This window comes from Inquilinus sp. OTU3971, from assembly GCF_038440215.1.
Window position 1 is genome coordinate 1 of record NZ_JASATH010000067.1, and the last position, 24,195, is coordinate 24,195.

At 69.9% G+C, this 24,195-nt stretch carries 18 protein-coding genes; 1 reads left to right on the plus strand and 17 read right to left on the minus strand.

Annotated features, from left to right (window positions below):
- Positions 1-78 precede the first annotated feature (78 nt).
- Positions 79-2,256, minus strand: coding sequence for a LamG-like jellyroll fold domain-containing protein (locus tag AAHM41_RS17965; protein WP_342237936.1), 2,178 nt, complete (start codon positions 2,254-2,256; stop codon positions 79-81).
- 582 nt (positions 2,257-2,838) lie between these two features.
- Between AAHM41_RS17965 and AAHM41_RS17970 the strand changes: the two genes are divergently transcribed.
- Entirely contained in the window at positions 2,839-3,993 is a 1,155-nt protein-coding gene (locus AAHM41_RS17970) for an AI-2E family transporter (protein ID WP_342237937.1), read from the plus strand.
- A gap of 431 nt (positions 3,994-4,424) precedes the next feature.
- Here AAHM41_RS17970 and ftsZ read toward each other — a convergent pair whose 3' ends face one another.
- The 16 genes from ftsZ to AAHM41_RS18050 form a co-directional block, all read right to left on the minus strand.
- Positions 4,425-6,092, minus strand: coding sequence for a cell division protein FtsZ (ftsZ, locus tag AAHM41_RS17975; protein ID WP_342237938.1), 1,668 nt, complete (start codon positions 6,090-6,092; stop codon positions 4,425-4,427).
- A gap of 113 nt (positions 6,093-6,205) precedes the next feature.
- On the minus strand, positions 6,206-7,468 hold the full coding sequence (gene ftsA, locus AAHM41_RS17980) for a cell division protein FtsA (RefSeq protein WP_342237939.1): 1,263 nt from the start codon (positions 7,466-7,468) through the stop codon (positions 6,206-6,208).
- Between the two features lie 36 nt (positions 7,469-7,504).
- Positions 7,505-8,371 (minus strand): cell division protein FtsQ/DivIB, encoded by an 867-nt coding sequence (locus tag AAHM41_RS17985; protein WP_342237940.1) that lies wholly within the window; start codon positions 8,369-8,371, stop codon positions 7,505-7,507.
- A complete protein-coding gene (locus AAHM41_RS17990; protein WP_342237941.1) occupies positions 8,359-9,276 on the minus strand; it encodes a D-alanine--D-alanine ligase in 918 nt (305 codons plus the stop codon). Before AAHM41_RS17990 ends, AAHM41_RS17985 begins: the two co-directional genes overlap by 13 nt.
- Positions 9,273-10,709 carry a UDP-N-acetylmuramate--L-alanine ligase gene (gene murC, locus AAHM41_RS17995; RefSeq protein ID WP_342237942.1) on the minus strand — a complete coding sequence of 479 codons (1,437 nt, stop codon included), beginning with the start codon at positions 10,707-10,709 and terminating at the stop codon, positions 9,273-9,275. The genes AAHM41_RS17990 and murC overlap by 4 nt, the downstream gene beginning before the upstream one ends.
- Before the next feature lie 17 nt (positions 10,710-10,726).
- Positions 10,727-11,857: an undecaprenyldiphospho-muramoylpentapeptide beta-N-acetylglucosaminyltransferase gene (gene murG / locus AAHM41_RS18000; protein ID WP_342237943.1), complete on the minus strand. Its 1,131-nt coding sequence runs from the start codon at positions 11,855-11,857 to the stop codon at positions 10,727-10,729.
- Positions 11,854-12,975 (minus strand): FtsW/RodA/SpoVE family cell cycle protein, encoded by a 1,122-nt coding sequence (locus AAHM41_RS18005; RefSeq protein WP_342237944.1) that lies wholly within the window; start codon positions 12,973-12,975, stop codon positions 11,854-11,856. Before AAHM41_RS18005 ends, murG begins: the two co-directional genes overlap by 4 nt.
- Positions 12,976-14,373: a UDP-N-acetylmuramoyl-L-alanine--D-glutamate ligase gene (murD, locus tag AAHM41_RS18010; protein WP_342237945.1), complete on the minus strand. Its 1,398-nt coding sequence runs from the start codon at positions 14,371-14,373 to the stop codon at positions 12,976-12,978.
- A gap of 4 nt (positions 14,374-14,377) precedes the next feature.
- Positions 14,378-15,463, minus strand: a complete 1,086-nt coding sequence (gene mraY, locus AAHM41_RS18015; protein ID WP_342237946.1) for a phospho-N-acetylmuramoyl-pentapeptide-transferase — start codon at positions 15,461-15,463, stop codon at positions 14,378-14,380.
- A 16-nt stretch (positions 15,464-15,479) separates the two neighbouring features.
- Positions 15,480-16,952: a UDP-N-acetylmuramoylalanyl-D-glutamyl-2,6-diaminopimelate--D-alanyl-D-alanine ligase gene (locus AAHM41_RS18020; RefSeq protein WP_342237947.1), complete on the minus strand. Its 1,473-nt coding sequence runs from the start codon at positions 16,950-16,952 to the stop codon at positions 15,480-15,482.
- Positions 16,949-18,400 (minus strand): UDP-N-acetylmuramoyl-L-alanyl-D-glutamate--2,6-diaminopimelate ligase, encoded by a 1,452-nt coding sequence (locus AAHM41_RS18025; protein WP_342237948.1) that lies wholly within the window; start codon positions 18,398-18,400, stop codon positions 16,949-16,951. Before AAHM41_RS18025 ends, AAHM41_RS18020 begins: the two co-directional genes overlap by 4 nt.
- On the minus strand, positions 18,397-20,148 hold the full coding sequence (locus tag AAHM41_RS18030) for a peptidoglycan D,D-transpeptidase FtsI family protein (RefSeq protein ID WP_342237949.1): 1,752 nt from the start codon (positions 20,146-20,148) through the stop codon (positions 18,397-18,399). The genes AAHM41_RS18025 and AAHM41_RS18030 overlap by 4 nt, the downstream gene beginning before the upstream one ends.
- Before the next feature lie 3 nt (positions 20,149-20,151).
- Positions 20,152-21,897, minus strand: coding sequence for a peptidoglycan D,D-transpeptidase FtsI family protein (locus tag AAHM41_RS18035; RefSeq protein ID WP_342237950.1), 1,746 nt, complete (start codon positions 21,895-21,897; stop codon positions 20,152-20,154).
- Complete coding sequence (gene ftsL, locus AAHM41_RS18040; protein ID WP_342237951.1) at positions 21,894-22,637, minus strand: cell division protein FtsL; 744 nt, start codon at positions 22,635-22,637, stop codon at positions 21,894-21,896. Before ftsL ends, AAHM41_RS18035 begins: the two co-directional genes overlap by 4 nt.
- The gene (gene rsmH / locus AAHM41_RS18045; protein ID WP_342237952.1) at positions 22,634-23,608 is read right to left on the minus strand and encodes a 16S rRNA (cytosine(1402)-N(4))-methyltransferase RsmH; all 975 of its coding nucleotides are present in this window, start codon (positions 23,606-23,608) and stop codon (positions 22,634-22,636) included. Before rsmH ends, ftsL begins: the two co-directional genes overlap by 4 nt.
- A complete protein-coding gene (locus AAHM41_RS18050) occupies positions 23,605-24,066 on the minus strand; it encodes a division/cell wall cluster transcriptional repressor MraZ (protein ID WP_342237953.1) in 462 nt (153 codons plus the stop codon). The genes rsmH and AAHM41_RS18050 overlap by 4 nt, the downstream gene beginning before the upstream one ends.
- Positions 24,067-24,195: the final 129 nt, after the last annotated feature.

Sequence of the window (24,195 nt, forward strand, 5' to 3'; positions counted from 1 at the left end):
CCCCCCCCCCCCCCCCCCCCCCCCCCCCCCCCCCCCCCCCCCCCACGTCCAGGGACGCGTGGCTGCACCAGCAGCGAATCACTTGGCCAGCGCGGCCACCTCCGTCGCGCTCAACGCGCCTGCATGGACCCGCAAGCCCTGGACGCGGCCATCGAAGGACGGATGCTGCCAGTTGCGTCCCAGGAAGGCCACCTGATCGCCGACCTGGCGCGGCGACAGGACGATGTCGTCGGCATTAGCCACTTCCCTGCCGTCGAGATACAGCCGCCCGATGGTGCCCTTGAGCGTGACCGCGACATGGACCCACCGGCGTGCTGGCATGTCGCCGGGGGCTTGCACGATCTGGGCATCGTTGTGGCTGGCACCGAAGATCACGAAACGCATGCCGCCGCCGGTCTTGGGCACGATCGACATGCTGGAGAAGCCGTCCTGCCCGACGAAGAACAGCGCAGTGTCCCAGTGCAGCGAATTCGCATAAGCCCACAGGCAGACGGTGAAGTCATCCAGGCCGCTGAAGATGCCAGCCGGCAGTTGCAGACCCGCCTTCTTGCCATCGAACACGACGGCCTTGTCCTTGAGGCGGCCTTCGCCCCACGTCGCGCCGTCCAGCAGTTGGCCGTCGGCGAGCGTCCAGCCACCGGCGGGCGTCAGCAGTATGCCCATCGTGCCCGTGCCGTTCTGACCATTGAGCGGCATCAACAGTCGCGCCTCGCCCGGCACCGCGACCCGCACGACATTCGAGCCGGCACTGGCACCGCCGCCGCCCAACGCGGTGACCTGGTAGTACCAGACACCCGCGGGCGGCACATCGGTGTGCGTCAGCAGTTGGCTGGCCGGCACGGTCGTCAGCTGCATGAAGGGGCCATTGGCCTTGGCGCTGCGTTTGACCGCATAGGAGAGGGCGCCAACGCTGCCCCACCAGGAGAGCACCGGACGGCCATTGCGCACGGGTGCCGTGAGCCCGGACGGCGGCTTCATCGGGCCGGCATAGGGCGCGCGGCGCTGCGTCAATGTCGGAAACACCATGTCATCGCCATTGCCGGACCAATAGTTCGGCTCGACTTGCTTCACGATGCGCGCGACGTTGGGCGCGGCCAGCCCCATGCGGTTGACGTAATGGTTGTAGATCGGTTCCCAGGCATTGCGCCCATGCTGGAAGGACTGGTTCACCTCCGTCCACTTCGACGGATGGGGCTGCGAGGGATTGTGTTCCGGCGCGAAAGGCATCGGGTAGGTGCGGCCGTGCTCGTCCAGCAGGTTCGAGCGGGCCACGTACTCGGCCGCTGCCAGGAAGCGGTTGTTGTACAGGCCGTAGAGGTCGTCCCCCTGGTTCCAGGCCATCTCCAGCAGGTCGCCGCCCAGGGACATGCCCAGCGTCGAATGCCCTTGGTCGCGGCCGCTTTCTTCCCACTGTCCGAGGTAGCCCGGGTGCATGAAGTAGACGCCATGCACGATCGAGCCGTTGCCGAAGTTCCGCAGCTTGCCGCGGTTGTTGCCCGCGTAGACGTCGCAGGCCTGCCGGTAGAGCTCGGGCTTGTCGCAGAACACGCCCATGGCCAGCGCGCCGCACAGCGAGGCGAGTTCCCAGTTGGCATGGGAGCCCAGGCGTCCCTCGCTCAGGAACCACGACGAAATCGGGGCGAAGATCGTGGAGAGCATCTGCTGGAAGCGCGCCAGGTTCGCGCGCGGCCAGCCGCGGTAGCCGCGCAGGATCTCACCCACCTGGGCCCACTGGTGGCCCTGAATGCCGGCCAGCAGGATGAAGGTGTGGTCGTCATGGGCCGTCGATCCCGGGGGCACGGTGCCGATCACCTTCAGCTTGCCGGACCAGGCGTCCAGCGTTTCCACCGCCTTGTTGGCATACTGCGGGTCGTCCGACAGCCTCCAGCGCAGGGCCAGGCACCAGGCGCGCTGGATGTCCCGGTACATCGCGTACTTGCTGTTGTCGGCCCGATAGACCTCGGCCTGGGGATTCGGCTCGATATCCAGGTCGGTGGCGCGGTCGGCGCAGAGCTTGTTCCACCAGTCCGTCCACGGCTGCTGGCCGGCCGCGATGTGGTGGCGGATGCGCTTGAAATCCGCGTCGGTGATCAGCAGCCCGGGATGGCGGAAGACGCCGCTCACCGAGGCCGGCACGGCCGCGGTCTGTGCCGACGCCGGACCGCTCGTCAGCAGGGGCATGGCGGGCAATGCGCCAAGCCCCGCGACGAGCGCTCGCCGGGAAAGTTGAGGAGAGGGTTCGAGGGGCGTCGTCATGAGTCGTCCTTGTGAAACTCGGGATTCTGGCGCCGAGCGGGTTGGCCTTCCCGTGCAACGCGTGTCAGGAAAGCGTTTGTTGTCAATGGGTTAGGTTGGTCGCTCTGGCGTACGCCATTGATATCATGAGATATTCAGCTTTTCGCAGCCGATTTCGTCTCCCGGATGGCGATTGTGGCGCCGCCGAGGAGCCTGGCCCTATGTCGTCACCCCAATTCCGGAAAGGGTTGCCTGCGGTCATGTCCGCTATCCGGAGCGCGACGGCCGGATTCCTGCGCCCTGGTCCAGCTTGGTCGGCTGGAAAGCGCGGGAATTCGGTGACAGGCGCGGGAATTCGGTGACAGTGCATGAATTTCGCAGTTCGGCGACAGCGTTGGTGCCGCCCCGTACTGCCGCCGAATTCATTAAGTGCACTGTCACCGATTTTGTCGTCCTGTAAGTAGCGCCTTCCGAGCGCGCTGAAAGGCCGATTCGGCGCGGAGTTGCCGGAGCCATCCTCGCCTGACAGCAAAAGTCGGCAAAATCGGGTATAGTTCACGGCGGACGTAGGGACATGCTCACGTCCAAGATGGAAGACGGGCCATGGCTTCTGCCTCGACGCCGCCGCAGGAGCCCTCGTTTCCAAAGGTCCAGGACGCTTGTCCGCCAGAACCGAATGCCGTGCTGACCGGGGCCGACGACGTAGAGATGCCGCTGCCATCCAATCCGCTGACGTTCTTTGTCGGTGGTCTATTTGCATTGGTCTTCTTGGCAGCACTCTACGTGGCGAGCTCGATCATCCTCCCGATCGTGCTCGCCTTTGTGCTGAAGCTTCTTCTTCAACCCGCCGTCAGTGTCCTGGAGCGTGTACATTTGCCCCGCGCTATCGGGGCGATCCTGCCCATCCTGATGGTGTTTGGATTGCTCGCGGGCATCGGGGCGGCCCTGTCAGGGCCAGCCGCGACTTGGGCACAGAGGTTGCCTGAAGGGATACCACGCCTCGAAGCCCATTTGGCGTCCCTCCAAGGCCCGATCCAGGCGCTGCAACAAGTCATTCAGCAGGCCGAGCGGGTCGCCGACGCTCCCGGACAGAAGGGATCCATTATTGCGGTTCGCCGTGATCTCGGTTTGACAGACGTTCTGGTCTCGGGAACGCGCGCAGTCCTCGACGGCCTGTTTACGACCATCCTGGTGCTCTATTTCCTGTTGGCTTCGGGCGATATCTTCCTTCGACGTATTGTCGAGATCCTTCCGAAGTTCGGCGACAAACGACAAGCTGTCGACATTTCTCAGCAGATCGAGGCGGATATATCCGCCTATCTGATGACAATCACGGCTCTGAATGCCCTGGTGGGAGTCGCGACCGCGGCCGCGATGTACCTTTGCGGACTTGGAGATCCTCTGCTTTGGGGAGTCGCGGTCTTTCTCCTCAACTACGTTCCAATCCTGGGGCCTCTCTTTGGGACCGTTATCTTTTTCCTCGCCGGAATGTTGACCTTTGACAGTCTATGGGGAGCGTTACTGCCGCCAGCCCTCTACTTCGGCATCCATCTTCTTGAGGGTGAAACCCTGACACCCATGCTGCTCGCGCGGCGCTTCACGTTGAACCCGGTGCTGGTCATCTTATCACTGGTGTTCTGGTTCTGGATGTGGGGTGTGCCCGGCGCAATCTTGGCGGTCCCAATGCTGGCCATCCTGAAGATCGTCTGCGATCGAGTGCGCTCGCTAAGGGCCCTGGGCCACTTGCTAGAAGGGTGAGGAAATTCGGTGACAGTGCATGAATTTCGTAGATAGACGACAGTTGTGGAGTGGACCCCAGGAGTGAGACAGAAGAATTGGGGTGACATCAGGCTTCAGGCCTTTTCGCTCCCTCGCCCAGAGGCGGTCGCCTCTTATGCGCTTCCCGTTCGTCAGGCCGGCCTTTCGCCTGCAGCTTCCTTCAGACCCCGCCTCGCGACGACGCCCTTGCTGTTCGGCTAACGGTTCCCATCACCTGGGCCCGTAGAGGACGCTCACCTCGAAGTCTCCGGCCGGATACCATCCCGACCAAACGGTGCTTGCGCACCTCACGCCATGCCTGGCGCACGAAAAAAGGCCGCCCGCGGTGAGCGGGCGGCCGAGGCACATGAAAATTCCCACCGGCCGCGAGGGGAGCGTGCGGCCGGTGGCAGCGGTGGAACGAACCGGCCTCAGTTCGCCTGGCGGCGGAGGAAGGCCGGGATGTCGAGCGCGTCCTCGTCGCTGCGCGGCAGCGGGGCGCGGCCGGCATCGATCGCCAGGCGCTGCTGCGCCACCGGACGCGGCGCCTCGGGGGCCCGCGGCGGCTCGGCCGCGCGCGGCGCCGGCTCCTGGCGCAGCGTCGGCTCGTGATGCGCCTGATGCGCCTCCGGCTGCGGCTGCTCCTCTTCCCGCAGCAGGCCGGTCACACGCCGGAACAGGCCCAGCTTCTTGCGCCCTTCCGCCGGGGCGGCCGGAACCGCTTCGACCGGGCGCTGCGCCGCCGCCTGCGGGGCCGCCGTCGGGGCCGGACGCGCCGCGCCGAAGCCCGGGCGTGCGCCCGCCGACATCGCCGCCGGGGCCCGGGCCTGCTGCACCGCCGGCTCCTGCATCTCGGCGACCGCGGGCTCGGCCTCGTCCTCGGCCGCGTAGTCCGGCTCCGGCGCCGCCTCGACCGGAGCCGGCGGGGCCTGCTCGACCGGGGCCGGGGCGACCGGCTTCGGCGCCGGCTGGGCCATGGCGAAGCGCTGCGGCGTCACCGCCGCCGGGCGGGCCGGCATCATCGGCTGCGGCGCCGGGGCGGCCGCCGGAGCGCCGGCCGGCTGCGGCCGGGCGCGGTCGCCGGAGGGCAGCGTGGTGGTGCTGTAGGTCTGCGGCCGCTGCGCCTGGTTGATCGCCATGTCGATGCCGGTGGCGACCACCGACACCCGGACCCGGCCCTCCATGCTCTCGTCGAAGGTCGAGCCGAAGATGATGTTGGCGTCGGGGTCGACCTCGTCACGGATGCGGTTGGTCGCCTCGTCGACCTCGTACAGGGTCATGTCGAGGCCGCCCGTGATGTTGATCAGGACGCCCTTGGCCCCCTTCATCGAGATGTCGTCGAGCAGCGGGTTCGAGATCGCGGCCTCGGCGGCGCTGATCGAGCGGCGCTCGCCCTCGGCCTCGCCGGTGCCCATCATCGCCTTGCCCATCTCCGCCATCACCGTGCGGATGTCGGCGAAGTCGAGATTGATCAGGCCCGGCTGCACCATCAGGTCGGTGACGCCGCGCACGCCCGAATGCAGCACCTCGTCCGCCATCCGGAAGGCGTCCGCGAAGGTCGTCTTCTCGTTGGCGATGCGGAACAGGTTCTGGTTCGGGATGATGATCAGGGTGTCGACATACTGCTGCAGCTCCTGCAGCCCCTGCTCGGCCATGCGCATGCGGTGCGCGCCCTCGAAGTGGAAGGGCTTGGTCACCACGCCGACGGTCAGTATGCCCTGCTCGCGCGCCGCGCGGGCGATCACGGGCGCAGCGCCGGTGCCGGTGCCGCCGCCCATGCCGGCGGTGATGAACACCATGTGCGCGCCGTCGAGATGGGCGACGATGTGCTCCATCGCCTCCTCGGCCGAGGCCCGGCCGATGTCGGGCCGCGACCCGGCGCCGAGGCCCTGGGTCAGCCCGGCGCCGAGCTGGATCCGCTTCTGCGCCGCGGAGCCGGCCAGCGCCTGCGCGTCGGTGTTGGCCACCACGAATTCGACCCCGGCCAGGTTGGCCCGGATCATGTTGTTGACGGCGTTGCCGCCGGCGCCGCCCACACCAACCACGGTGATCCGCGGCTGGAGGCTGATATCGCCCTGCGGGATGCTGAGATTGATCATATCGATGCTCCCCTACTGTCCCCTATTCACCCTGCGACCGCTTCCCACCCGTCTGGTCCGTGCTCCCGGCATCGCCCCGGATGGTCAGGCGTGCCGGGTTCATTGGTCTCGGCTCAGAGGTTGTCACGGAACCACCCTCCGATCCGGCTGAAGAAGCCGCCGCCCGCGGCGCCGCTCTCCTCCAGCCCCGGGCCCGAGCCGACCAGGTCGGCGGGCCCCGAAATGGCGTAGGCCAACAGGCCCGTGGCCGTCGAAAAGCTGGGTCCCGCGGTCGCCTCGGCCAGGCCGTCGAGGCCCAGCGGGCGGCCCATGCGGACCTGCTTGTCCAGCACCAGCTGGGCCAGCTCGCGCGCGCCCTGCAGCTGCGAGCCGCCGCCGGTCAGCACCACGCGGCGGCCGAAGGCCTTGTCGAAGCCGCTGGCCTCGAGCCGCGAGCGCACCATCTCGAAGATCTCCTCCATCCGGGGCTGGATGATCCCGGTCAGCAGGCTCTTCGGCACATGGGTCGGCTGGCTGTCCTCTTCCTCGCCGACCTGCGGCACGTCGATCACCTCGCGGTCGTCGGCGACGGACGGCAGGGCCGAGCCGTAGAGGGTCTTCATCCGCTCGGCATGGACGACCGGCGTGGTCAGGCCGCGGGCGATGTCGTTGGTGACATGGGCGCCGCCGACCGGCAGGCAATCGGCGAAGACCAGCCGACCCTCGATGAACACGGCCAGCGAGGTGGTGCCGCCGCCCATGTCGATCACGGTGCAGCCCAGCTCGCGCTCGTCCGGCACCAGGCAGGCCAGGCCCGAGGCGTAGGGCGAGAGGATGACGCTCTCGACCTCGAGATGGGCCCGGTTGACGCAGCTGGTCAGGTTGCGCACCGCGCCGGTGTTGGCGGTGATCAGATGCAGATCGATGCTCAGGGATTCGCCGACCATGCCGCGCGGGTCGCGCACGCCGCGCACCTCGTCGAGGCCGTAGCTGATCGGCACGGCGTGGATCACCTCGGCGTCGGTGGCGATGCTGCCGTTGAAGGCACGGGCGGCGCGGCGCAGGTCGTTGTCGGTGACCTCGCGGCCGCCGACCGGGACCTGGAGCGACAGGCTCTGCGACGCCGGATGGCCGCCGGAGAGGTTGACGATCACCTCGTTGACGGTCTCGCCGGCCATCTGCTCGGCCGCCTGCACCGCCAAAGCGATGGTCTTCTCCGCCGCGTCGAGCTCGACGATGGCGCCGGCGCGGACGCCGCGGCTGGCCTGGTGACCGATGCCGATCACCTGGGCCTTGCCCTCGTCGACGACGCGCGCGATGAAGCACACGACCTTGGTCGTGCCGAGATCGACGGCGGCGACGATCGAGCCCCGAGCGCGGGTGCGAGGGCGGCGCATCGCGTTAAATCCCATGAGAGCCATCCGCGCCACCCATCATGACTTGTCCTTGGTCGGGGCGCGCTGCGCCGCGGCCGCGGGGGTGAGCTGGATGACCATGCGGTCGCCCAGGCGCAGATCGACCGCCACGATATCGCGGTCCAGCACCGAGTCCTTGCGCTGCGCCTCGTCCAGCCGGGCCAGCGCCGGGGCGACGTCGCCGTCCGGCAGCTTCACGGTGACGTGGTTGTCGAGCACCAGATCCCAGCGCCGGCCGCCGACCCGCATGGCCGAGCGGATCCGGCGGGCGATGTCCGGCGTCTTCGACAGGGCGTCGATCAGCGCCGCCGCGGTCGCGGCCGCATCGCCGCCGACCACCATCGGCAGGTCCGGATAGTCGGCCACCGACGGCACCGGCAGGACATGGCCCTCGCGGTCGATCAGGCTGAAGCTCTGGTTGTTCTGCCACAGCGCCAGCGGCATCCGCTCCTCGATCCGGACGAACACCGTGTCCGGCAGCCGGCGCTCGACGCTGGCGGACCGGATCCAGGGGACGTCCAGCAGCGCCGTCTGGGCCGCATCGGGGTCGAGGTCGAAGATCGGGTCGCCGCGGCCGACGCCGAGCGCCGCCATGATCACGCCGCCATCGACCGAGCGCCGGCCTTCGACCAGCACCTCCTGCACCGAGAAGCCGGCCGCCACGGTCACGCCCATCACCGCGCCATGGATGCCGCGCCCGGCCGCGGTCAGCGTGCCGCTGGTCCACAGCGCGGCCAGCAGGCCGAACACGGCGATGCCGCCCAGCGCCATGCCGCCCAGGCGCAGCGCCGCCGCCTGGCGCCGGGCCATCGGCTTGCGGCGCACCGAGGTGCCGCCGCTGCCGCGCCGGCGCGCGGCGTCGGGCTCGGCGCTCAGCGACCGCACGCGGCGTCCTCCAGCAGCCATTCGCAGAGATCGGCGAAGTCGACGCCGATGTGCCTGGCCTGCTCCGGCACCAGCGAGATCGGGGTGAAGCCCGGCTGGGTGTTGATCTCGAGGAAGTAGAGACCTTCGCTGCCCGGCCGGGTGTCGTCCCAGCGGAAATCGGTGCGGCTGATGCCGCGGCAGCCGAGCGTGCGGTGCGCCAGCAGCGCCAGGCGCATGGCCTCGGCCGAGACGACGTCCGGCACCTGCGCCGGCAGGGTGTGGACGGCGTGGCCCTCGGTGTATTTCGCGTCGTAGTCGAAGAAGGCGTGGGTGTGCGCGATCTCGGTCACGGTCAGGGCGCGGTCGCCCATCACGCCGACGGTCAGCTCGCGACCCGGGATGTATTCCTCGACCAGCGCGTCGCCATAGCCCCAGCCGGCGAGGTCGATCGGCGGCGCGTTGTCGTTGGCACGGACGATGCGGACACCGACGCTGGAGCCCTCCGCCGCCGGCTTGACCACATAGGGCGGCTCCATCAGGTGGTGCTCGGCCACCTGCTGCGGCGGCGCGACCACGCCGCGGGCGGTGCGGATGCCGACCGCGCCGACCACCTGCTTGGTCGCCGGCTTGGACATGGCGATCGCCGAGGGCCGCACGCCGGAATGGGTGTAGGGCAGGCCCAGCATGTCGAGCACGCCCTGGATCGTGCCGTCCTCGCCGCCCTTGCCGTGCAGGGCGTTGAACACCACGTCCGGCGCCGGCCGCAGGGCGCGCAGCAGCGCCTCGAGGTCGCGGCCGACATCGATCAGCTCGACCCGATGGCCGCGGCCGCGCAGCGCCACGGCGACGGCCTTGCCGGAGACGAGGCTGACCTCGCGCTCCGCCGACCAGCCGCCGTAGAGGATTGCGACCGACTTCGTCATCGGCTCGCCCCCGCCGTGCGCTTGGCGCGCAGCGCGTCGAGCTCGCCGGGCAGGGCGTTGGCCCAGGCGGTGATGTTGCCGGCGCCGAGGCAGACCACGAAGTCGCCCGGCTGGGCCAGGTCGTAGGCGAGCTGCGGCAGCGCCTCCGGCCCCGGCAGCGGGATCACCCGGCGGTGGCCGCTGTCGCGCAGCCCCTCGACCAGGGCCGAGCGGGTGGCGCCTTCGACCGGCGCTTCGCCGGCGGCGTAGACATCCGCCACCACGACGATGTCGGCGTCGTTGAAGCAGGTGCAGAATTCCTGGAACAGGCTGGCCAGCCGGCTGTAGCGGTGCGGCTGCACCACGGCGATCACCTTGTGCTTCTGGGCCGCGGCCCGGGCCGCCTTGAGCACCGCGGCGATCTCCACTGGATGATGTCCGTAATCATCGATCACCGTCACACCGCCCGACTCGCCGGTCTTGGTGAACCGGCGCTTGACCCCGCTGAAGCGGGCCAGCGATTCGATGATCTGCCCGTCGTCCATTCCCATCTCATGGGCCACGGCGATAGCGGCCAATGCATTCTGGATATTGTGTTGCCCGAGCATTGGCAACACAATATCGCGTATCAAACGGCTTTTTCCGGACTGCCGATCCTGGAGCACGGCGGTGAAGCGCGAGCCGCGCGTTTCGATCGAAAAATCGATCGCGCGGATGTCGGCCTGCGGGCTGAATCCGTAGGTGACGATGCGCCGGTCGGTGACCCGCGAGATCAGCGCCTGCACCTCGGGATGGTCGATGCAGAGGACGGCGAAGCCGTAGAACGGCGTGTTGGTGACGAACTGCTCGAACGCCGCCTTCACCGAGTCGAAATCGCCGTAGAAGTCGAGATGCTCGGGGTCGATGTTGGTGACCACGACGATGGTCGCCGGCAGCCGGGTGAAGGTGCCGTCGCTCTCATCGGCCTCGACCACCATCCAGTCGCCCTGGCCGAGCCGGGCGTTGGTGCCGTAGGCGTTGATGATGCCGCCGTTGATCACGGTCGGGTCCATGCCGGCGCCGTCGATCATCGCCGCCACCAGGCTGGTGGTGGTGGTCTTGCCGTGGGTGCCGCCGATCGCGATCGACCATTTCAGCCGCATCAGCTCGGCCAGCATCTCGGCCCGGCGCACCACCGGGATCGCCGCGGCGCGGGCGGCCTTGACCTCCGGATTGTCGCTCTTCACCGCCGACGAGATGACGACCACGGCGGCGTCGCCGAGATGGGCCGCGGCATGGCCGATCTTGACGTCGATGCCGGCCTTGCGCAGGCGCAGGACATTGGCGCTCTCGGCCACGTCGCTGCCCTGCACCGAATAGCCGAGATTGTGCAGGATCTCGGCGATCCCGCTCATGCCGATGCCGCCGATCCCCACGAAGTGGATCATCCCAATGTCGAGCGGCATCTGCCTCATCGGCGGTACTCCTAAACTCAGGCTCCAGTTGCGGCCGACGCGCGGGCGCCCGCCTCCTGCCCGGCAAGGGCGAGGACGAGATCGGCGAGTCGGTCGGCGGCATCCGGATGGGCTGCGGCGCGCGCGGCGCCGGCTGCTTCCACCAGAACGGAGGGGCGGGTGTACAGGTGTTCGAGACGCGATGCCAGCACTTCCGGAGTGAGCTCCGACTGCGGCATCAGCCACCCTCCGCCGGAGGCCGCGATGGCCCTGGCATTGGCGGTCTGGTGGTCGTCCATGGCGAAGGGATAGGGCACCAGGATGGCGGGGCGGCCTATGGTCGCAAGCTCGGCGACGGTCGAGGCGCCGGACCGGCAGATCACCAGCTGGGCCGCGGCCAGCCGCTCCGGCACGTCGTCGAAGAAGGTCGACAGCGTGGCGTCGGCGCCGATCGCGGCGTAGCGGCCGCGGCAGGCCTCGATGTCCTCGGGCCGGCACTGCTGCACGATCGACAGCCGGGTCCGCAGCCCCTCCGGCAGCAGCGCCACCGCGGCCGGGATCAACTCGCTGAACACCCGCGCGCCCTGGCTGCCGCCGAGCACCAGCAGGGTCAGCCTGCCGTCCTCCGCCGGGGCCGGATAGGGCGTGCCGAACTTCGCCGCGATCGCCGGGCGGACCGGGTTTCCGGTAACCTCGACTCGCCGGCCGCCCTGGGCCGGCGCCGCCTGCAGCGGGAAGCCGGTGGCGATGGTCGCAGCGCGGCCGGCCAGCCAGCGGTTGACCCGGCCCAACAGCGCGTTCTGCTCGTGCAGCAGCACCGGGATGCCGGCGCGCGAAGCGGCCAGCACGGTCGGGGCCGAGGGGTAGCCGCCGAAGCCGACCACGGCCGCCGGCCGGTGCCGGCGCAGCACGCCGCTTGCGTCGAGATAGCCGAGGCCAAGCATGGTCGCGGTCTTCAGCTTGCCGAGCAGCCCAGGGGCCACGGTGGCGGAGCGGACGGCGTCGACCGGGACCTCGGGCAGCCGGTCGCCGAAGGCGCGGCCGCGCGGGTCGGTCGCCAGGCGCACGGCATGGCCGCGGGCGATCAGCGTCCGGGCCAGCGCCTCCGCCGGAAAGACATGACCGCCGGTGCCGCCAGCGGCCAGCAGGATGGGGCGGGCATCGCTCACCGGATTCCGCTCCCCGCATGCCTGCGGGTCAGGGCCAGCACCATGCCCATGCCGTAGCCGAGCGCGATCAGGGACGAGCCGCCATAGCTGACGAAGGGCAGGGTCATGCCCTTGGTCGGGATCAGGTGCAGGGTCGAGGCCATGTTGATCGCGGCCTGCAGCCCGAACTGGGTGACCAGCCCGACCACCGCCAGCATGATGAACAGGTTGGACTCGTTCATCACCCGCGACAGGCCGCGGACGACGATGAAGGCGAACAGCGCCACGAGCAGCAGGCAGAAGAACAGGCCGAACTCCTCGCCGCCGACGGCGAAGATGAAGTCGGCATGGGCGTCCGGCAGGTACAGCTTGACCGAGCCCTCGCCCGGGCCGGTGCCGAACAGCCCGCCATTGCTGAAGGCCTCGAGCGCCCGGTCGACCTGGTAGTTGTCGCCGGTCGACGGGTCGAGGAAGCGGTCGATGCGGCTGCGGACATGCTCGAACAGGAAGTAGGAGCCGACCAGGCCGCCGGTGCCCAGGCCGATCAGCCCGATCACCAGGAACATCGGCAGGCCGGCGATGAAGAACTGGATGAACCAGACCGCGGTGACCACCACGGTCATGCCGAGATCCGGCTGCGACAGCAGCAGGAAGGCGATCAGGGCGTAGAGCACGGTCGAGGCGATGTAGCCGGGGAAGCCCGGCCGGGTCTTCTGCTGCGCGAACAGCCAGGCGGCGGCCACGGCGAAGGCCGGCTTGACGAATTCCGAAGGCTGCAGCGACAGGCCGGGCAGCTGGATCCAGCGGGTCGCGCCCTTGATCTCGACCCCGACGAACAGCGTGGCGAAGACGCCGAGCATCGACAGCAGCAGCACGATCGCCGCGGTGCGCCGGATCGCCGGCGGGCTCATCAGCGAGACCATGAAGGTCAGCGCGATGGCCGGCAGCAGCATCATCAGGTGGCGTTCGATGAAGTAGAACTCGCCGAGATTGATGCGCTGGGCCACGGCCGGGCTGGCGGCCAGGATCAGGATCGAGCCGATGCCCATGATGATGCCGAGCAGCAGCAGCATCCAGCGGTCGACGGTCCACCACCAGCGGCCGATGACCGAGCTGTCGGCGCGATCCAGGGTCACCATCTACAGCTCCCCCCTCTCCACCCGGACCTGCAGCCCCTTGACCGAGGCGGCGAAGGCCTCGCCGCGCGCCTCGAAATTGGCGAACTGGTCGAAGGAGGCGCAGGCCGGCGACAGCAGCACCACGGCATCGGTCACGCCATCGGCCTTGGCGGCGCGATAGGCGGCCTCGATCGCGGCATCCAGATCGGTCGAGCGCTGATACGGCACCCGGCCCTCGAGATGGGCGGCGAATTTCGGCGTGCCCTCGCCGATCAGGAACGCCTGGCGCACCCGCGGCAGATAGGGGTCGACCGCCTCCAGCCCGCCCTCCTTGGGCCGGCCGCCGGCGATCCAGTAAATCGTGTCGTAGGAGCCGAGCGCCTTGGCCGCCGCGTCCGGGTTGGTGCCCTTGCTGTCGTTGACGAAGCGGATGCCGGCGATGGTGCCGACCAGCTGCTGGCGGTGGGCCAGGCCCGGGAAGGTGCGGATCGCCGCGGCCAGCACGTCTTCCGCCACGCCGGCGGCGCGCGCTGCGGCCCAGACGCAGGCGGCGTTCTGGCCGTTATGGGCGCCCGGCAGCGCCGGCGCCTGGCGCAGGTCGAGCACCGGCCGGGCATCCCCTTCGGTGGCGTCGTGCAGCACGAAGTCGCGGACGAAGACGCCGCCTTCGACCGCGCGCTCGGCCGAGATCGGGATCGCCCGGATCTCCGGCCGCGCGCTGGTCTTCGCGAACACCGCGCGGGAATAGTCGTCATCGACCCCGATCACCGCGGTGCCGCCCGGGCGGATGCCGTCGAGCAGCCGGGTCTTGGCGGCGACGTAGCCGGCCATGTCGGGATAGCGGTCGAGATGGTCCGGCGTGATGTTGATGAACACGCCGATCGACCAGGGCACCTCGGTGATGGTCTCGAGCTGGTAGGACGAGACCTCGAGCACGTACCAGCCGCCGGCCTCGACCGGGCGCAGGCCGAGCGCCGCGGGGCCGAGATTGCCGCCGGCCTCGGAATCGATGCCGGCCGCCTGGAACACATGCTGCAGCAGCGCCGTGGTGGTCGACTTGCCGTTGGTGCCGGTGACGCCGAGGAAGCCGGCGTCCGGCAGCGCCTCGGCCAGCAGGTCGATGTCGCCGACCAAACGGCTGCCGGCCTCCAGCGCCCGGGCCACGGCCGGATGCGGCTGCGGATGGGTGCGCGGAATGCCGGGGCTGAGCATCACCAGGTCGATGCCGGCCATGCCCTCGGCGGCGAAGTCGCGCACCGGCACGCCCTCGCGCTCGGCGAAGGAGCGGCCGGCGACCTTGTCGTCCCAGGCCGCGACCTCGACGCCCGCCGCCTTCAGTGCCCGGATCGCGGCGGTGCCGGACTTGCCGAGGCCGAGGACGGCGACGCTGCGGCCCTTGAGATGCGAGAGGTCGATCATCCGATCACCTCAGCTTCAGGCTGGAGAGGCCGATCAGCGCCAGGATCACGGCGATGATCCAGAACCGGATCACGATGGTCGGCTCAGCCCAGCCCTTCTTCTCGTAGTGGTGGTGCAGCGGCGCCATGCGGAACACCCGCTTGCCGGTCAGCTTGAAGCTGGCGACCTGGACGATCACCGACACCGCCTCGAGCACGAACAGGCCGCCGATGATCGCCAGCACCATCTCGTGCTTGGTGATCATGGCGATGGCACCGAGCGCGCCGCCCATCGACAGCGAGCCGGTGTCGCCCATGAACACCATGGCCGGGGGCGCGTTGAACCAGAGGAAGCCGAGCGCGCCGCCGATCAGCGCGCCGCAGAACACCGCCAGCTCGCCGGCGCCCGGGGCATGGTGGATCTGCAGGTAATTGGCGAAGACCGCATTGCCGGCGAGATAGGCGATCAGGCCGAAGCAGGTGGCGGCGATGATCACCGGCATGGTGGCGAGGCCGTCGAGCCCGTCGGTCAGGTTGACCGCGTTCGAGGAGCCGACCATGACCAGCATGGCGAAGGGGAAGAACAGGACGCCGAGCTCGATCATGACATCCTTGAGGAACGGGATCGCGACCGCGGTCTCCTGCACCTCCGGCGTCACCTGCAGGTACCAGAACACGGCGATCAGCGCGATCGCCCCCTGGACCAGCAGCTTCAGCCTGCCGGACAGGCCCTTGGGGTTGCGCTTGGTCAGCTTCAGATAGTCGTCGCCGAAGCCGACCAGGCCGAAGCCGACCGTGACCAGCAGCGTGATCCAGACGAAGGCGTTGCGCAGATCGGCCCAGAGCAGGGTCGAGACCACGATCGCGATCAGGATCATCAGCCCGCCCATGGTCGGCGTGCCGCGCTTCTTGAAGTGGCCCTCGGGCCCGTCCTCGCGGATCGGCTGCCCCGCCCCCTGCCGCGACTTCAGCCACCGGATCATCGCCGGGCCGATGACGAAGGCGATGACGAGCGCCGTCATCACCGCGGCCCCGGTCCGGAAGGTCAGGTACCGGAACAGGTTGAAGATCAGCGCCTGGTCGGCGAGCGGGGCAAAGAGGGCCGGAAGCACCGGGGGCCTATCCTTTTCAGATGCCGTTGGCGACGCGTTTCGCCGACGGCTGGGTTTGGGAGGCCCGGTTCTCGCGCGCCACGTGCAGATTTTCCAGCGCCTCGACGAGCACGGCCATGCGGCTGCCGAGCGAGCCCTTGACCATGACGCAGTCGCCCGGACGCACCGCCTCGGCCAGGACCGGCGCCAGGGCGGCGCTGTCCGCCGCATGGGCGCCGCGCCGGCCTTCCGGCAGCGCGTCGTGCAGCTGCTTCATGTCCGGGCCGCAGGTGAAGACGAGATCGATGTCGTTGGCCAGCACATGCTGCTTCAGACCCGCATGCAGGGCCGGCGCGTCGGGCCCGAGCTCCAGCATGTCGCCGAGCACGGCGATGCGGCGCCCGTCCGGGCCGCTGTCGACCCCACCCAGCACAGCCAGGCTGGCGGCGACCGAGACCGGGCTGGCGTTGTAGCTCTCGTCGATCAGCAGCAGCTTGCCGGCCTGGCCGCCGCGCTGCAGCTCGATGGTGACGCGGGCGCCGCGGCCGCGCAGCGGCGTGATCCGGCCCATGGCGCGGGCGGCGCCGGCGATGTTGGCGCCCATCGCCTTGGCGGCCAGCAGCACCGACAGGCTGTTCAGCACCCAGTGCTTGCCCGGGGCCGACAGGGTGTAGCGCAGCGGCTCGCCCAGGATCACGGCGTTGACCGCGCTGGCCGCGGTGTGCAGCGAGCAGTCGACCAGCCGGGCATCGGCCTCGGCATGCTCGCCGAAGCTCCAGATCCGGCCGACGCCCTGGGTCCGGGCATGGGCCACCAGGCGCGGGAAGAACGGGTTGTCGCGGTTCAGGATCGCCGTGCTCTCCGGCCCCATGCCGCGGAAGATCTCCGCCTTGGCGTCGGCGATGCCGTCGACCGAGTCGAAATGGGCGGCGTGCACCGCCTCGACATTGGTGATGATGGCGACGTCCGGCTCGACCAGGCGGGACAGCGGCGCGATCTCGCCGGCATGGTTCATGCCAAGCTCGAACACGCCGTAGGCGACCTGCTCCGGCATCCGCGACAGGCTGAGCGGCGCGCCCCACTGGTTGTTCAGGTTGCCCTGCGAGGCGTAGGCCGGCGCGGTGGCCGACAGGGCCAGCTTCAGCGCCTCCTTGGTGCTGGTCTTGCCGACCGAGCCGGTGACCCCGACGACCCGCGCCTCGCTGCGCATGCGGGCGAAGCGCGCCAGGTCGGTCAGCCCGTCCAGGGTGTCCTCGACCACCAAGAGCGGCGCGTCATGCGGCACGCCCTGCGGCACCCGGTCGACCATGACCGCCGCGGCGCCCTTGGCCAGGGCGTCCTTGACGTAGTCGTGGCCGTCGAAGTTCGGCCCGCGCAGCGCCACGAACAGGTCGCCCGCCACGACCGAGCGGCTGTCGATCGAGACGCCGGACGCCGACCACTCGCCGACCTGCATCCCATTGGTTGCGGCGGCCGCCTCCGCGGCCGGCCAGAGCGCAGGGTTGGTCATGGCGTTCGTCTCCATCGCGGGTCGCTCTTCAGTTCGGTCACGGCTGCGCGCGCCTGCTCCGCATCGTCGAACGGTCGCACGTCATCGCCGATAATCTGGCCGGTCTCATGGCCCTTTCCGGCCACGACCAGGACATCACCGGGGCCAAGCCCCTCGACCGCGGCGCGGATGGCCTCGGCCCGGTCGCCGATCTCGGCGGCACCGGGGCAGCCGGCCAGCACCTGGCGGCGGATCTCGGCCGGGTTCTCGCTGCGCGGGTTGTCGTCGGTGACGATCACGCGGTCGGCCAGGCGCGCCGCGATCTCGCCCATCAGCGGGCGCTTGGCGCGGTCGCGGTCGCCGCCGCAGCCGAACACCACGACCAGGGCGCCGCTGGTGTGCGGGCGCAGGGCGGTCAGCACCGTCTCCAGCGCCCCCGGCTTGTGCGAATAGTCGACATAGACCGGGGCGCCGTTCGGGTGGCTGGCCACCAGCTCGACCCGGCCCGGGATACCCTTGAGCTGCTCCAAGAGGCCGGCGGCAGTGTCGAGGTCGGCGCCGTCGGCCACCACCAGGGCGAGCGCGGTCAGCACGTTGTAGGCCTGGAAGCCGCCGACCAGCGGCAGCTCCGCCCGATAGGCCCTGCCGCCGGCGGTGAAGCGCAGGTCGATGCCGTGCGGCAGCGGCTCGGCCAGGTCCAGCCGGAACTCCTGGCCGGCGCGGCCGAGGGTCAGCGCGGTGCGCCCGGCGGCGCGGGTGCGGGCGACCAGCCCCGCAGCCTCCGGCACGTCGGCATTGATCACGGCAGTGCCGCCGGGCTGCAGCACCTGGTCGAACAGCCGTGCCTTGGCCGCCAGGTACTCCGCCATGGTGGCGTGGTAGTCGAGATGATCCTGGGTGAAGTTGGTAAAGGCGGCCAGCGTCACCCGCACCCCGTCCAGCCGGAACTGGTCGAGCCCGTGCGACGACGCCTCCATCGCCAGCTTGGTCACCCCTGCGGCGGCCAGGTCGGCCAGCTCGGCATGCAGCGCCACCGGGTCGGGCGTGGTCAGCGAGCCATAGCGCTCGCGCCCCGGCGCCATGACGCCGAGCGTGCCCAGGCTGGCGGCCTGGTGGCCCAGGAGGGTCCAGAGCTGGCGGGCGAAGTTGACGGTCGAGGTCTTGCCGCTGGTGCCGGTGACGGCGGCGATGGTGGCCGGCTGCCCACCGTAGAACTCTGCCGCCAGCAGCGCCAGGCGGCGGCGCGGATTGGCGTCCGTGATCAGCGCGGCGGTGGCGCCCGGCGGCAGCGCCGTGCCTTCCGGCGCCAGGATCGCGGCGGCACCGGCGGTCAGCGCGTCGGCGATGAAGGCGCGGCCGTCCACGCGCGCGCCCGGCAGGGCCGCGAACAGGAAGCCGGGCCGGACCGCACGGGAATCCGCGGTCAGCCCTTTCAGCCCGGCGGGAAGGGTGGACGCGCCGCCGCTCATCCCTCTTCCTCCTCCACGGCCGCCGCGACCTGCGGGGCGGCACCGCCGGCCGGATCCACCGTCAGCTCCCGCAGGATCGCCGGGTCGTTCGGATCCTTCGGCTCGATCCCCATCATCGGCCCCATGCGGGCGATGATCCGGCCGCCCAGCGGCGCCGCGTTCCAGCCTGCGGTGTTGTAGCCGTAAGTGCCTTCGATCGCCTGGGCATCCTCCAGCATGGTCATGACGATGTATTTCGGATCATAGGCCGGGAAGATGCCGACGAAGTCGGTCACGCCGGCCTTGCGGTTGTAGCCGCCCCGCACCGCCTTGTTGGCCGAGCCGGTCTTGGCACCGACGAAATAGCCGGGCACCTCCGCCTTGGTGGCGGTGCCGCTGACGACCACGACGCGCATCAGCGCCCGCATGATCCGCGACAGCTCGGGCGACATCACCCGTTTTCCCTGCACCGGCCGGGACGGGTCGTGCTTGAACAGGGTCGGCGGATACAGGGTGCCGCCATTGACCACGGCGGCGACCGCGCTGACGAGCTGGATCGGCGTGACCGCCATGCCGTGGCCATAGGCGATGGTCATGCCGCTGACCTGGCTCCAGGGCTGCGGCACCATTGGCGCCCCGACCTCCGGCAGCTCGAGCGGCGAGGGCTTGCTCAACCCCAGCCGGGCCATGAACTCCTTCTGCCGCTGGAGCCCCGCCGCCTCGAACATATGCACCGAGCCGGTGTTCATCGACTGCCGGAAGATCTCGTAGACGCTCCACCGCCCGGATTGCGGCTCGGCCCGGAAATTGCGGATGGTGAAGCGGCCGACCCGGATCGGGCTCTGGTCGTAGGTCGTCTGCAGGGTCGAGGTGCCGCTTTCCAGCGCCAGCGCGGTGTTAAAGATCTTGAAGGTGGAGCCCATCTCGTACACGCCGAGCGTGTTCCGGTTGAACAGGGCATCCTCGGACGCGGCGGTCGGCTCGTAGGGGTTGAAGTCCGGCAGCGAGACCATGGACAGGATCTCGCCGGTCTTGACGTCCATGATGACGACGTTGCCGGCCGTCGCCTTGAACTTGGCGATCGTGGCCTGCAGCTCGTTCCGCACCATCTCCTGCAGCCGCAGGTCGATCGACAGCGCCACCGACTCGCCGTTCTGCAGGCGGCTGTCCAGGCTCTTCTCCAGCCCGGCGATGCCCTGGGCGTCGATGTTGGTGAAGCCGACGACATGCGAGGTCAGCCCCCCGGCCGGATAGTAGCGGCGCTCCTCGGCCTGGAAGGCCAGGCCGGGGATGCCGAGGCGGTTGATTTCATATTGCTGGGCTGGGGTCAGGCCGCGCTTCAGCCAGACGAAGCGGCGGTCGGACGACAGGTCGGCCAGCAGCTTGTCCGGGTTCAGATCGGGCAGCACCTTGCTCAGCCGCAGCGAGGCCTCGATCGGGTCGATCACCAGCTTCGGGTCGGCGTAGAGCGACATCGAGGGCAGCGTGGTGGCCAGGATCAGCCCGTTGCGATCGCGCAGATCGGCCCGGTCGCTGGCGGGCCCCACCATGGCGACCGGCGCGCCTTCCCCGGTGTCGGCGAACGCCATCAGCCGGACCAGCCCCATGCCGATGCCGGCGAAGGCCATGCCGAAGACCAGCGCGGTGACGACGACGCGCTGCCGGCCGGTCTCGATCGCCGCGGCCAGGGCACGGCCCGGGCGGCCGGCCCCGGCCTGGATGGCCCGGGAGCCGGGATGCGCGAGAGGGAGGTCGGAGGCGATGGCCATCGCTCAGTCCTCATTCCCGCCCGAGACATTGGCGACCACCGCGTTGGCCGGCGGCGCCAGCATCTGCAGGATCGCCGGGTCCTTCGGGTTCGCCGGCTCGACCCCCAGCATCGGCCCCATCCGGGCGATGATGCGGCCGCCCAGCGGCGCCGAGTTCCAGCCGGCGCTGGCGAAGCCGTAGGTGTCCTTGATCGGCTGCGGGTCGTCCAGCATGGTCATGACGACGTATTTCGGATCATAGATCGGAAACACGCCGACGAAGTCGGTCACCCGCGCCCGCCGGTTGTAGCCGCCGCGCGCCGCCTTGTCGGCGGTACCGGTCTTGCCGCCGACGAAGTAGCCCGGCACCTCGGCCTTGGTGGCCGTGCCGCCGGTGACCACGGCCCGCATCAGCATCCGCATGGTGCGCGACAGGTCGGCCGAGATCACGCGCTTGCCCGGCGCCGGCTGCGACGGGTCGCGCTTGAACAGGGTCGGCGGGTGCAGGATGCCGCCGTTGACGATGGCGCTGACCGCGGTGATCAGCGACAGCGGCGATACCGCCATGCCGTGGCCATAGGCGATGGTCATGCCGCTGATCTTGCTCCAGGGATGCGGCACCATCGGGGCGCCGACCTCGGGCAGGTCGATCGCCGGCGGCCTGGTCAGGCCGAACCGGGTCAGGAACTCCTTCTGTCGGTCGACGCCGGCGGCCTCCTCCATGTGCACCGAGCCGGTGTTGAGCGACAGCCGGAAGATCTCGTAGACGCTGAGCATCCCCGACTGGGGATCGCCGCGGAAATTGTGGATGGTGAAGCGCCCGACATGGATCGGGCTCTCGTCATAGAGGCTGGTCAGGGTGGAGGTGCCGCTCTCCAGCGCCATCGCCGTGTTGAAGATCTTGAACGTCGACCCGGGCTCGTACACGCCGAGCGTGTTCCGGTTGAACATCGACTCCTCGGCGGGGCCGCCCGGCTCATACGGGTTGAAGTCCGGCAGCGACACCATCGCCAGGACCTCGCCGGTGTTGACGTCCATGATCACGGCGTTGCCGCCCTGGGCGTGGAACTGCTCGACCGTCGCCTGCAGCTCGTCGCGCACCATCTCCTGCAGCCGCAGGTCGATCGACAGCGCCACCGACTCGCCGTTCTGCAGGCGCTCGTCGAGGCTCTTCTCCAGCCCGGCGATGCCCTGGGCGTCGATGTTGGTGAAGCCGACGACATGCGAGGTCAGGCTGCCGGCCGGGTAGTAGCGGCGCTCCTCGTTCTGGAAGGCCAGGCCGGGGATGCCGAGGCGGTTGACCTCGTATTGCTGGGCCGGGGTCAGGCCGCGCTTCAGCCAGACGAAGCGGCGATCCGAAGACAGGTCGGCCAGCACCTTGGCCTGGTCGAGGTCGGGCAGCACCTTGGCCAGGCGCAGTGAGGCCTCGATCGGGTCCAGCACCAGCTTCGGGTCGGCATAGAGCGACACCGAGGGCAGCGTGGTGGCGACGATCAGCCCGTTGCGGTCGCGCAGATCGGCCCGGTCGGCGGCCGGCGCGGCGGCGGGCAGGGCATGGGTGGCCAGGGCGCTGTCGGCATCGCTGCCGAAGGCCATCAGGTCGACCAGCTTGAGGCCGATGGCGCCGAAGGTGACGCCGAACACAAGGGCGCTGATGACGATGCGCTGGCGGCCCGTCTCGATGGCCGCGGAAAGCCGTTGAGCCGGCCGAAGGGCCGGCTCCGTCTGCCGCGGTGAGGTCGGGGTTCCATCCAGCGCGTCAGCCGTCATCGAATTCCCCGTGGCGCCTCGAGGCCGGAGAGCAGGGCACCGATCGGATCATCCGACGCGGCGGCCCGGGTCGGGGCCAGGGCCTGGGCCACGGCCTCCAGCGGTGCGGCGGGCCGGCGCGGCGCCACCACCGGCCGGATCGGGACGTCGGCGGTGGCGACCCGGGCGGCGGGCGGGGCCGAAACCGGCGGCTGGGCCACGGGCGCAACCACCGGCGCCGGCCGGACGTCGACGGCGGCGACCTGGACCGGGGCGGCAGGCACGACCGGCTGGGCCGGGGTGGCGGCCGGCTGCGGCGAAGCGGCTTGGGTCTGGACGGGCATCGGCACGGCCGCGGCAAGGAGGACTCCGCCCTCGCCGGGTCGGTGGCCCGGCAGGGGCACGGGCCCGAAGCTGGGCAGCGCATCGACCTGGGCGACCAGCGACGCCGTCGGCGCCATCGGCTCGCCGTCGATCGACGGCTGCGGCATCGGGAGATCCGCCGCGCTGGCGACCATCTGCGTCGGCGCGATCGGGCGCAGCTTCGTAAACTGGTCCGTCAGCTCCTGCAAGCGCGACGGCTGGTTCAGGAACGCCCATTCGGCATGCATCACCCGGATCGAATCCTGTTCCCGCAGGATCGACCGGTTGAGGCCGCGCAGCTCGCCTTCCAGCGACTGCACCTCATAGCTGGTCTTGAACAGGAACGCGCTCGACGCCCCGATGAGGCCGAGCCAGATCATCGTGCCGACGCGGATCATGCTGCCACCCTCCCCCTCTCCCCGCCGCCTTGACCAACCGGCGGCCAGGCCGGAGCCTCACTCCGGATCGCCGCCCGCAGCCGCGCCGACCGGGCGCGCGGGTTGCTGCGGATCTCCGTCTCGCCCGCCGTGACCGATCGCTTGGCCGCCAGGCGGAAGCTCGGCGCCCGGGTCTCGCCGCCGGGCGCCGCGACATGGCGCGACACGCCGCCGCCGGCGCCGCTGCGCTCCGCCAGGAAGCGCTTGACGCGGCGGTCCTCCAGGCTGTGGAAAGTGACCACGGCGAGCCGTCCCCCGGGCCGAAGCAGGCGTTCGGCCCCGCTCAAGCCGTGGTCGAGTTCCGTCAGCTCCTCATTCACCCATAGGCGCAGCGCCTGGAAGGTGCGCGTCGCCGGGTCGATGCCGTCCTTCGACCGCGGCACCACCCGGCGCACGATCTCGGCCAGCTGCAACGTCCGCTCGATCCGCGCCTCCTTGCGCGCCGCGACGATGGCACGGGCGACGCGGCGCGACAGGCGCTCCTCGCCGAAATCGTAGATCACGTTGGCGAGGTCATCCTCGGCCATGGCGTTGACCACGTCGGCGGCGCTCTGCCCATCGCGTCCCATGCGCATGTCGAGCGGGCCGTCGGCGCGGAAGGAAAAGCCGCGCTCCGGATCATCGAGCTGCGGCGAGGACACGCCGAGATCCAGCACCACCCCGTCCGCCTGCTCGCCGACCAGCGCATCCATGGCGCCGAAGCGGCCCTCAACGATGCGGAACCGGCCCGGCTGCTCGGCCTCCAGGCGGCGCCCCTCCGCCACCGCCTCGGGGTCGCGGTCGATGCCGACCACTCGGCAGTCGGCGGCGGCCAGCAGGCCGCGGGCATAGCCGCCGCGGCCGAAGGTGCCGTCGACGATCAGGTCGCCGTCGCGCGGCGCCACCGCCGCCACGACCTCGCTCAGCAGGACCGGGATGTGTGCGCCGCTCATACAGCACCCCCATTGGCGCCGGCGCGGGCCAGGGTCATGTCGCGCGATGCGGCCAGGCGGGCCTGCTGATGCGCCTTCAGCGCCTCCGGCTCCCAGATCTGGAAGCGGCTGCCCATGCCCATGAAGGCGACGCTCTCGGTGATGCCCGCCAGCTCCAGCATGTGCCGCGGCAGGATGATCCGCCCCTCCGGATCCATCTGCAGCTGCTGCGTCTCGGAGAATTCGCGGATTTCCAGGGCCTCGCGCTCCGGCGAGTACAGGTCCATCGCGTCGAGTCGGCGCTGAACCTCGTCCATGTAGGCTTCGGTGACCCCATCCAGGGCCTGGCGGTCGGGAGAGGGCTTCAGGTTCACGATCGGAGCGCCCAGCGCCTCCAAGGTCGCGCGGAAGGGAGCGGGCACGCTGACCCGCCCCTTCTTGTCGACCTTGTTGACGTAGGTGCCCGTGAACCGAGCCATCAATCCCCCTAGCGGCGCGTCCGCCGCTCAACACCCCATCGTCCACACCCCGGAAATGGACGATCGATCCCATCCGATGGGAGTTCATGGGATATCATGGGTAGAGGTGGAACGCAATGGGACGGGCCG

Excerpts from the sequence above, each read along its gene's own strand:
- AAHM41_RS18035 (WP_342237950.1), bottom strand. The coding sequence starts at position 21,897 with ATGACGGCTGACGCGCTGGATGGAACCCCGACCTCACCGCGGCAGACG.
- AAHM41_RS18030 (WP_342237949.1), bottom strand. The coding sequence starts at position 20,148 with ATGGCCATCGCCTCCGACCTCCCTCTCGCGCATCCCGGCTCCCGGGCC.
- AAHM41_RS18050 (WP_342237953.1), bottom strand. The coding sequence starts at position 24,066 with ATGGCTCGGTTCACGGGCACCTACGTCAACAAGGTCGACAAGAAGGGG.
- ftsL (WP_342237951.1), bottom strand. The coding sequence starts at position 22,637 with ATGATCCGCGTCGGCACGATGATCTGGCTCGGCCTCATCGGGGCGTCG.
- rsmH (WP_342237952.1), bottom strand. The coding sequence starts at position 23,608 with ATGAGCGGCGCACACATCCCGGTCCTGCTGAGCGAGGTCGTGGCGGCG.
- ftsZ (WP_342237938.1), bottom strand. The coding sequence starts at position 6,092 with ATGATCAATCTCAGCATCCCGCAGGGCGATATCAGCCTCCAGCCGCGG.
- ftsA (WP_342237939.1), bottom strand. The coding sequence starts at position 7,468 with ATGCGCCGCCCTCGCACCCGCGCTCGGGGCTCGATCGTCGCCGCCGTC.
- AAHM41_RS18025 (WP_342237948.1), bottom strand. The coding sequence starts at position 18,400 with ATGAGCGGCGGCGCGTCCACCCTTCCCGCCGGGCTGAAAGGGCTGACC.
- AAHM41_RS17965 (WP_342237936.1), bottom strand. The coding sequence starts at position 2,256 with ATGACGACGCCCCTCGAACCCTCTCCTCAACTTTCCCGGCGAGCGCTC.
- murC (WP_342237942.1), bottom strand. The coding sequence starts at position 10,709 with ATGAGGCAGATGCCGCTCGACATTGGGATGATCCACTTCGTGGGGATC.
- AAHM41_RS18020 (WP_342237947.1), bottom strand. The coding sequence starts at position 16,952 with ATGACCAACCCTGCGCTCTGGCCGGCCGCGGAGGCGGCCGCCGCAACC.
- murD (WP_342237945.1), bottom strand. The coding sequence starts at position 14,373 with ATGATCGACCTCTCGCATCTCAAGGGCCGCAGCGTCGCCGTCCTCGGC.
- AAHM41_RS17990 (WP_342237941.1), bottom strand. The coding sequence starts at position 9,276 with ATGACGAAGTCGGTCGCAATCCTCTACGGCGGCTGGTCGGCGGAGCGC.
- AAHM41_RS17970 (WP_342237937.1), top strand. The coding sequence starts at position 2,839 with ATGGCTTCTGCCTCGACGCCGCCGCAGGAGCCCTCGTTTCCAAAGGTC.
- AAHM41_RS18005 (WP_342237944.1), bottom strand. The coding sequence starts at position 12,975 with ATGGTGACCCTGGATCGCGCCGACAGCTCGGTCATCGGCCGCTGGTGG.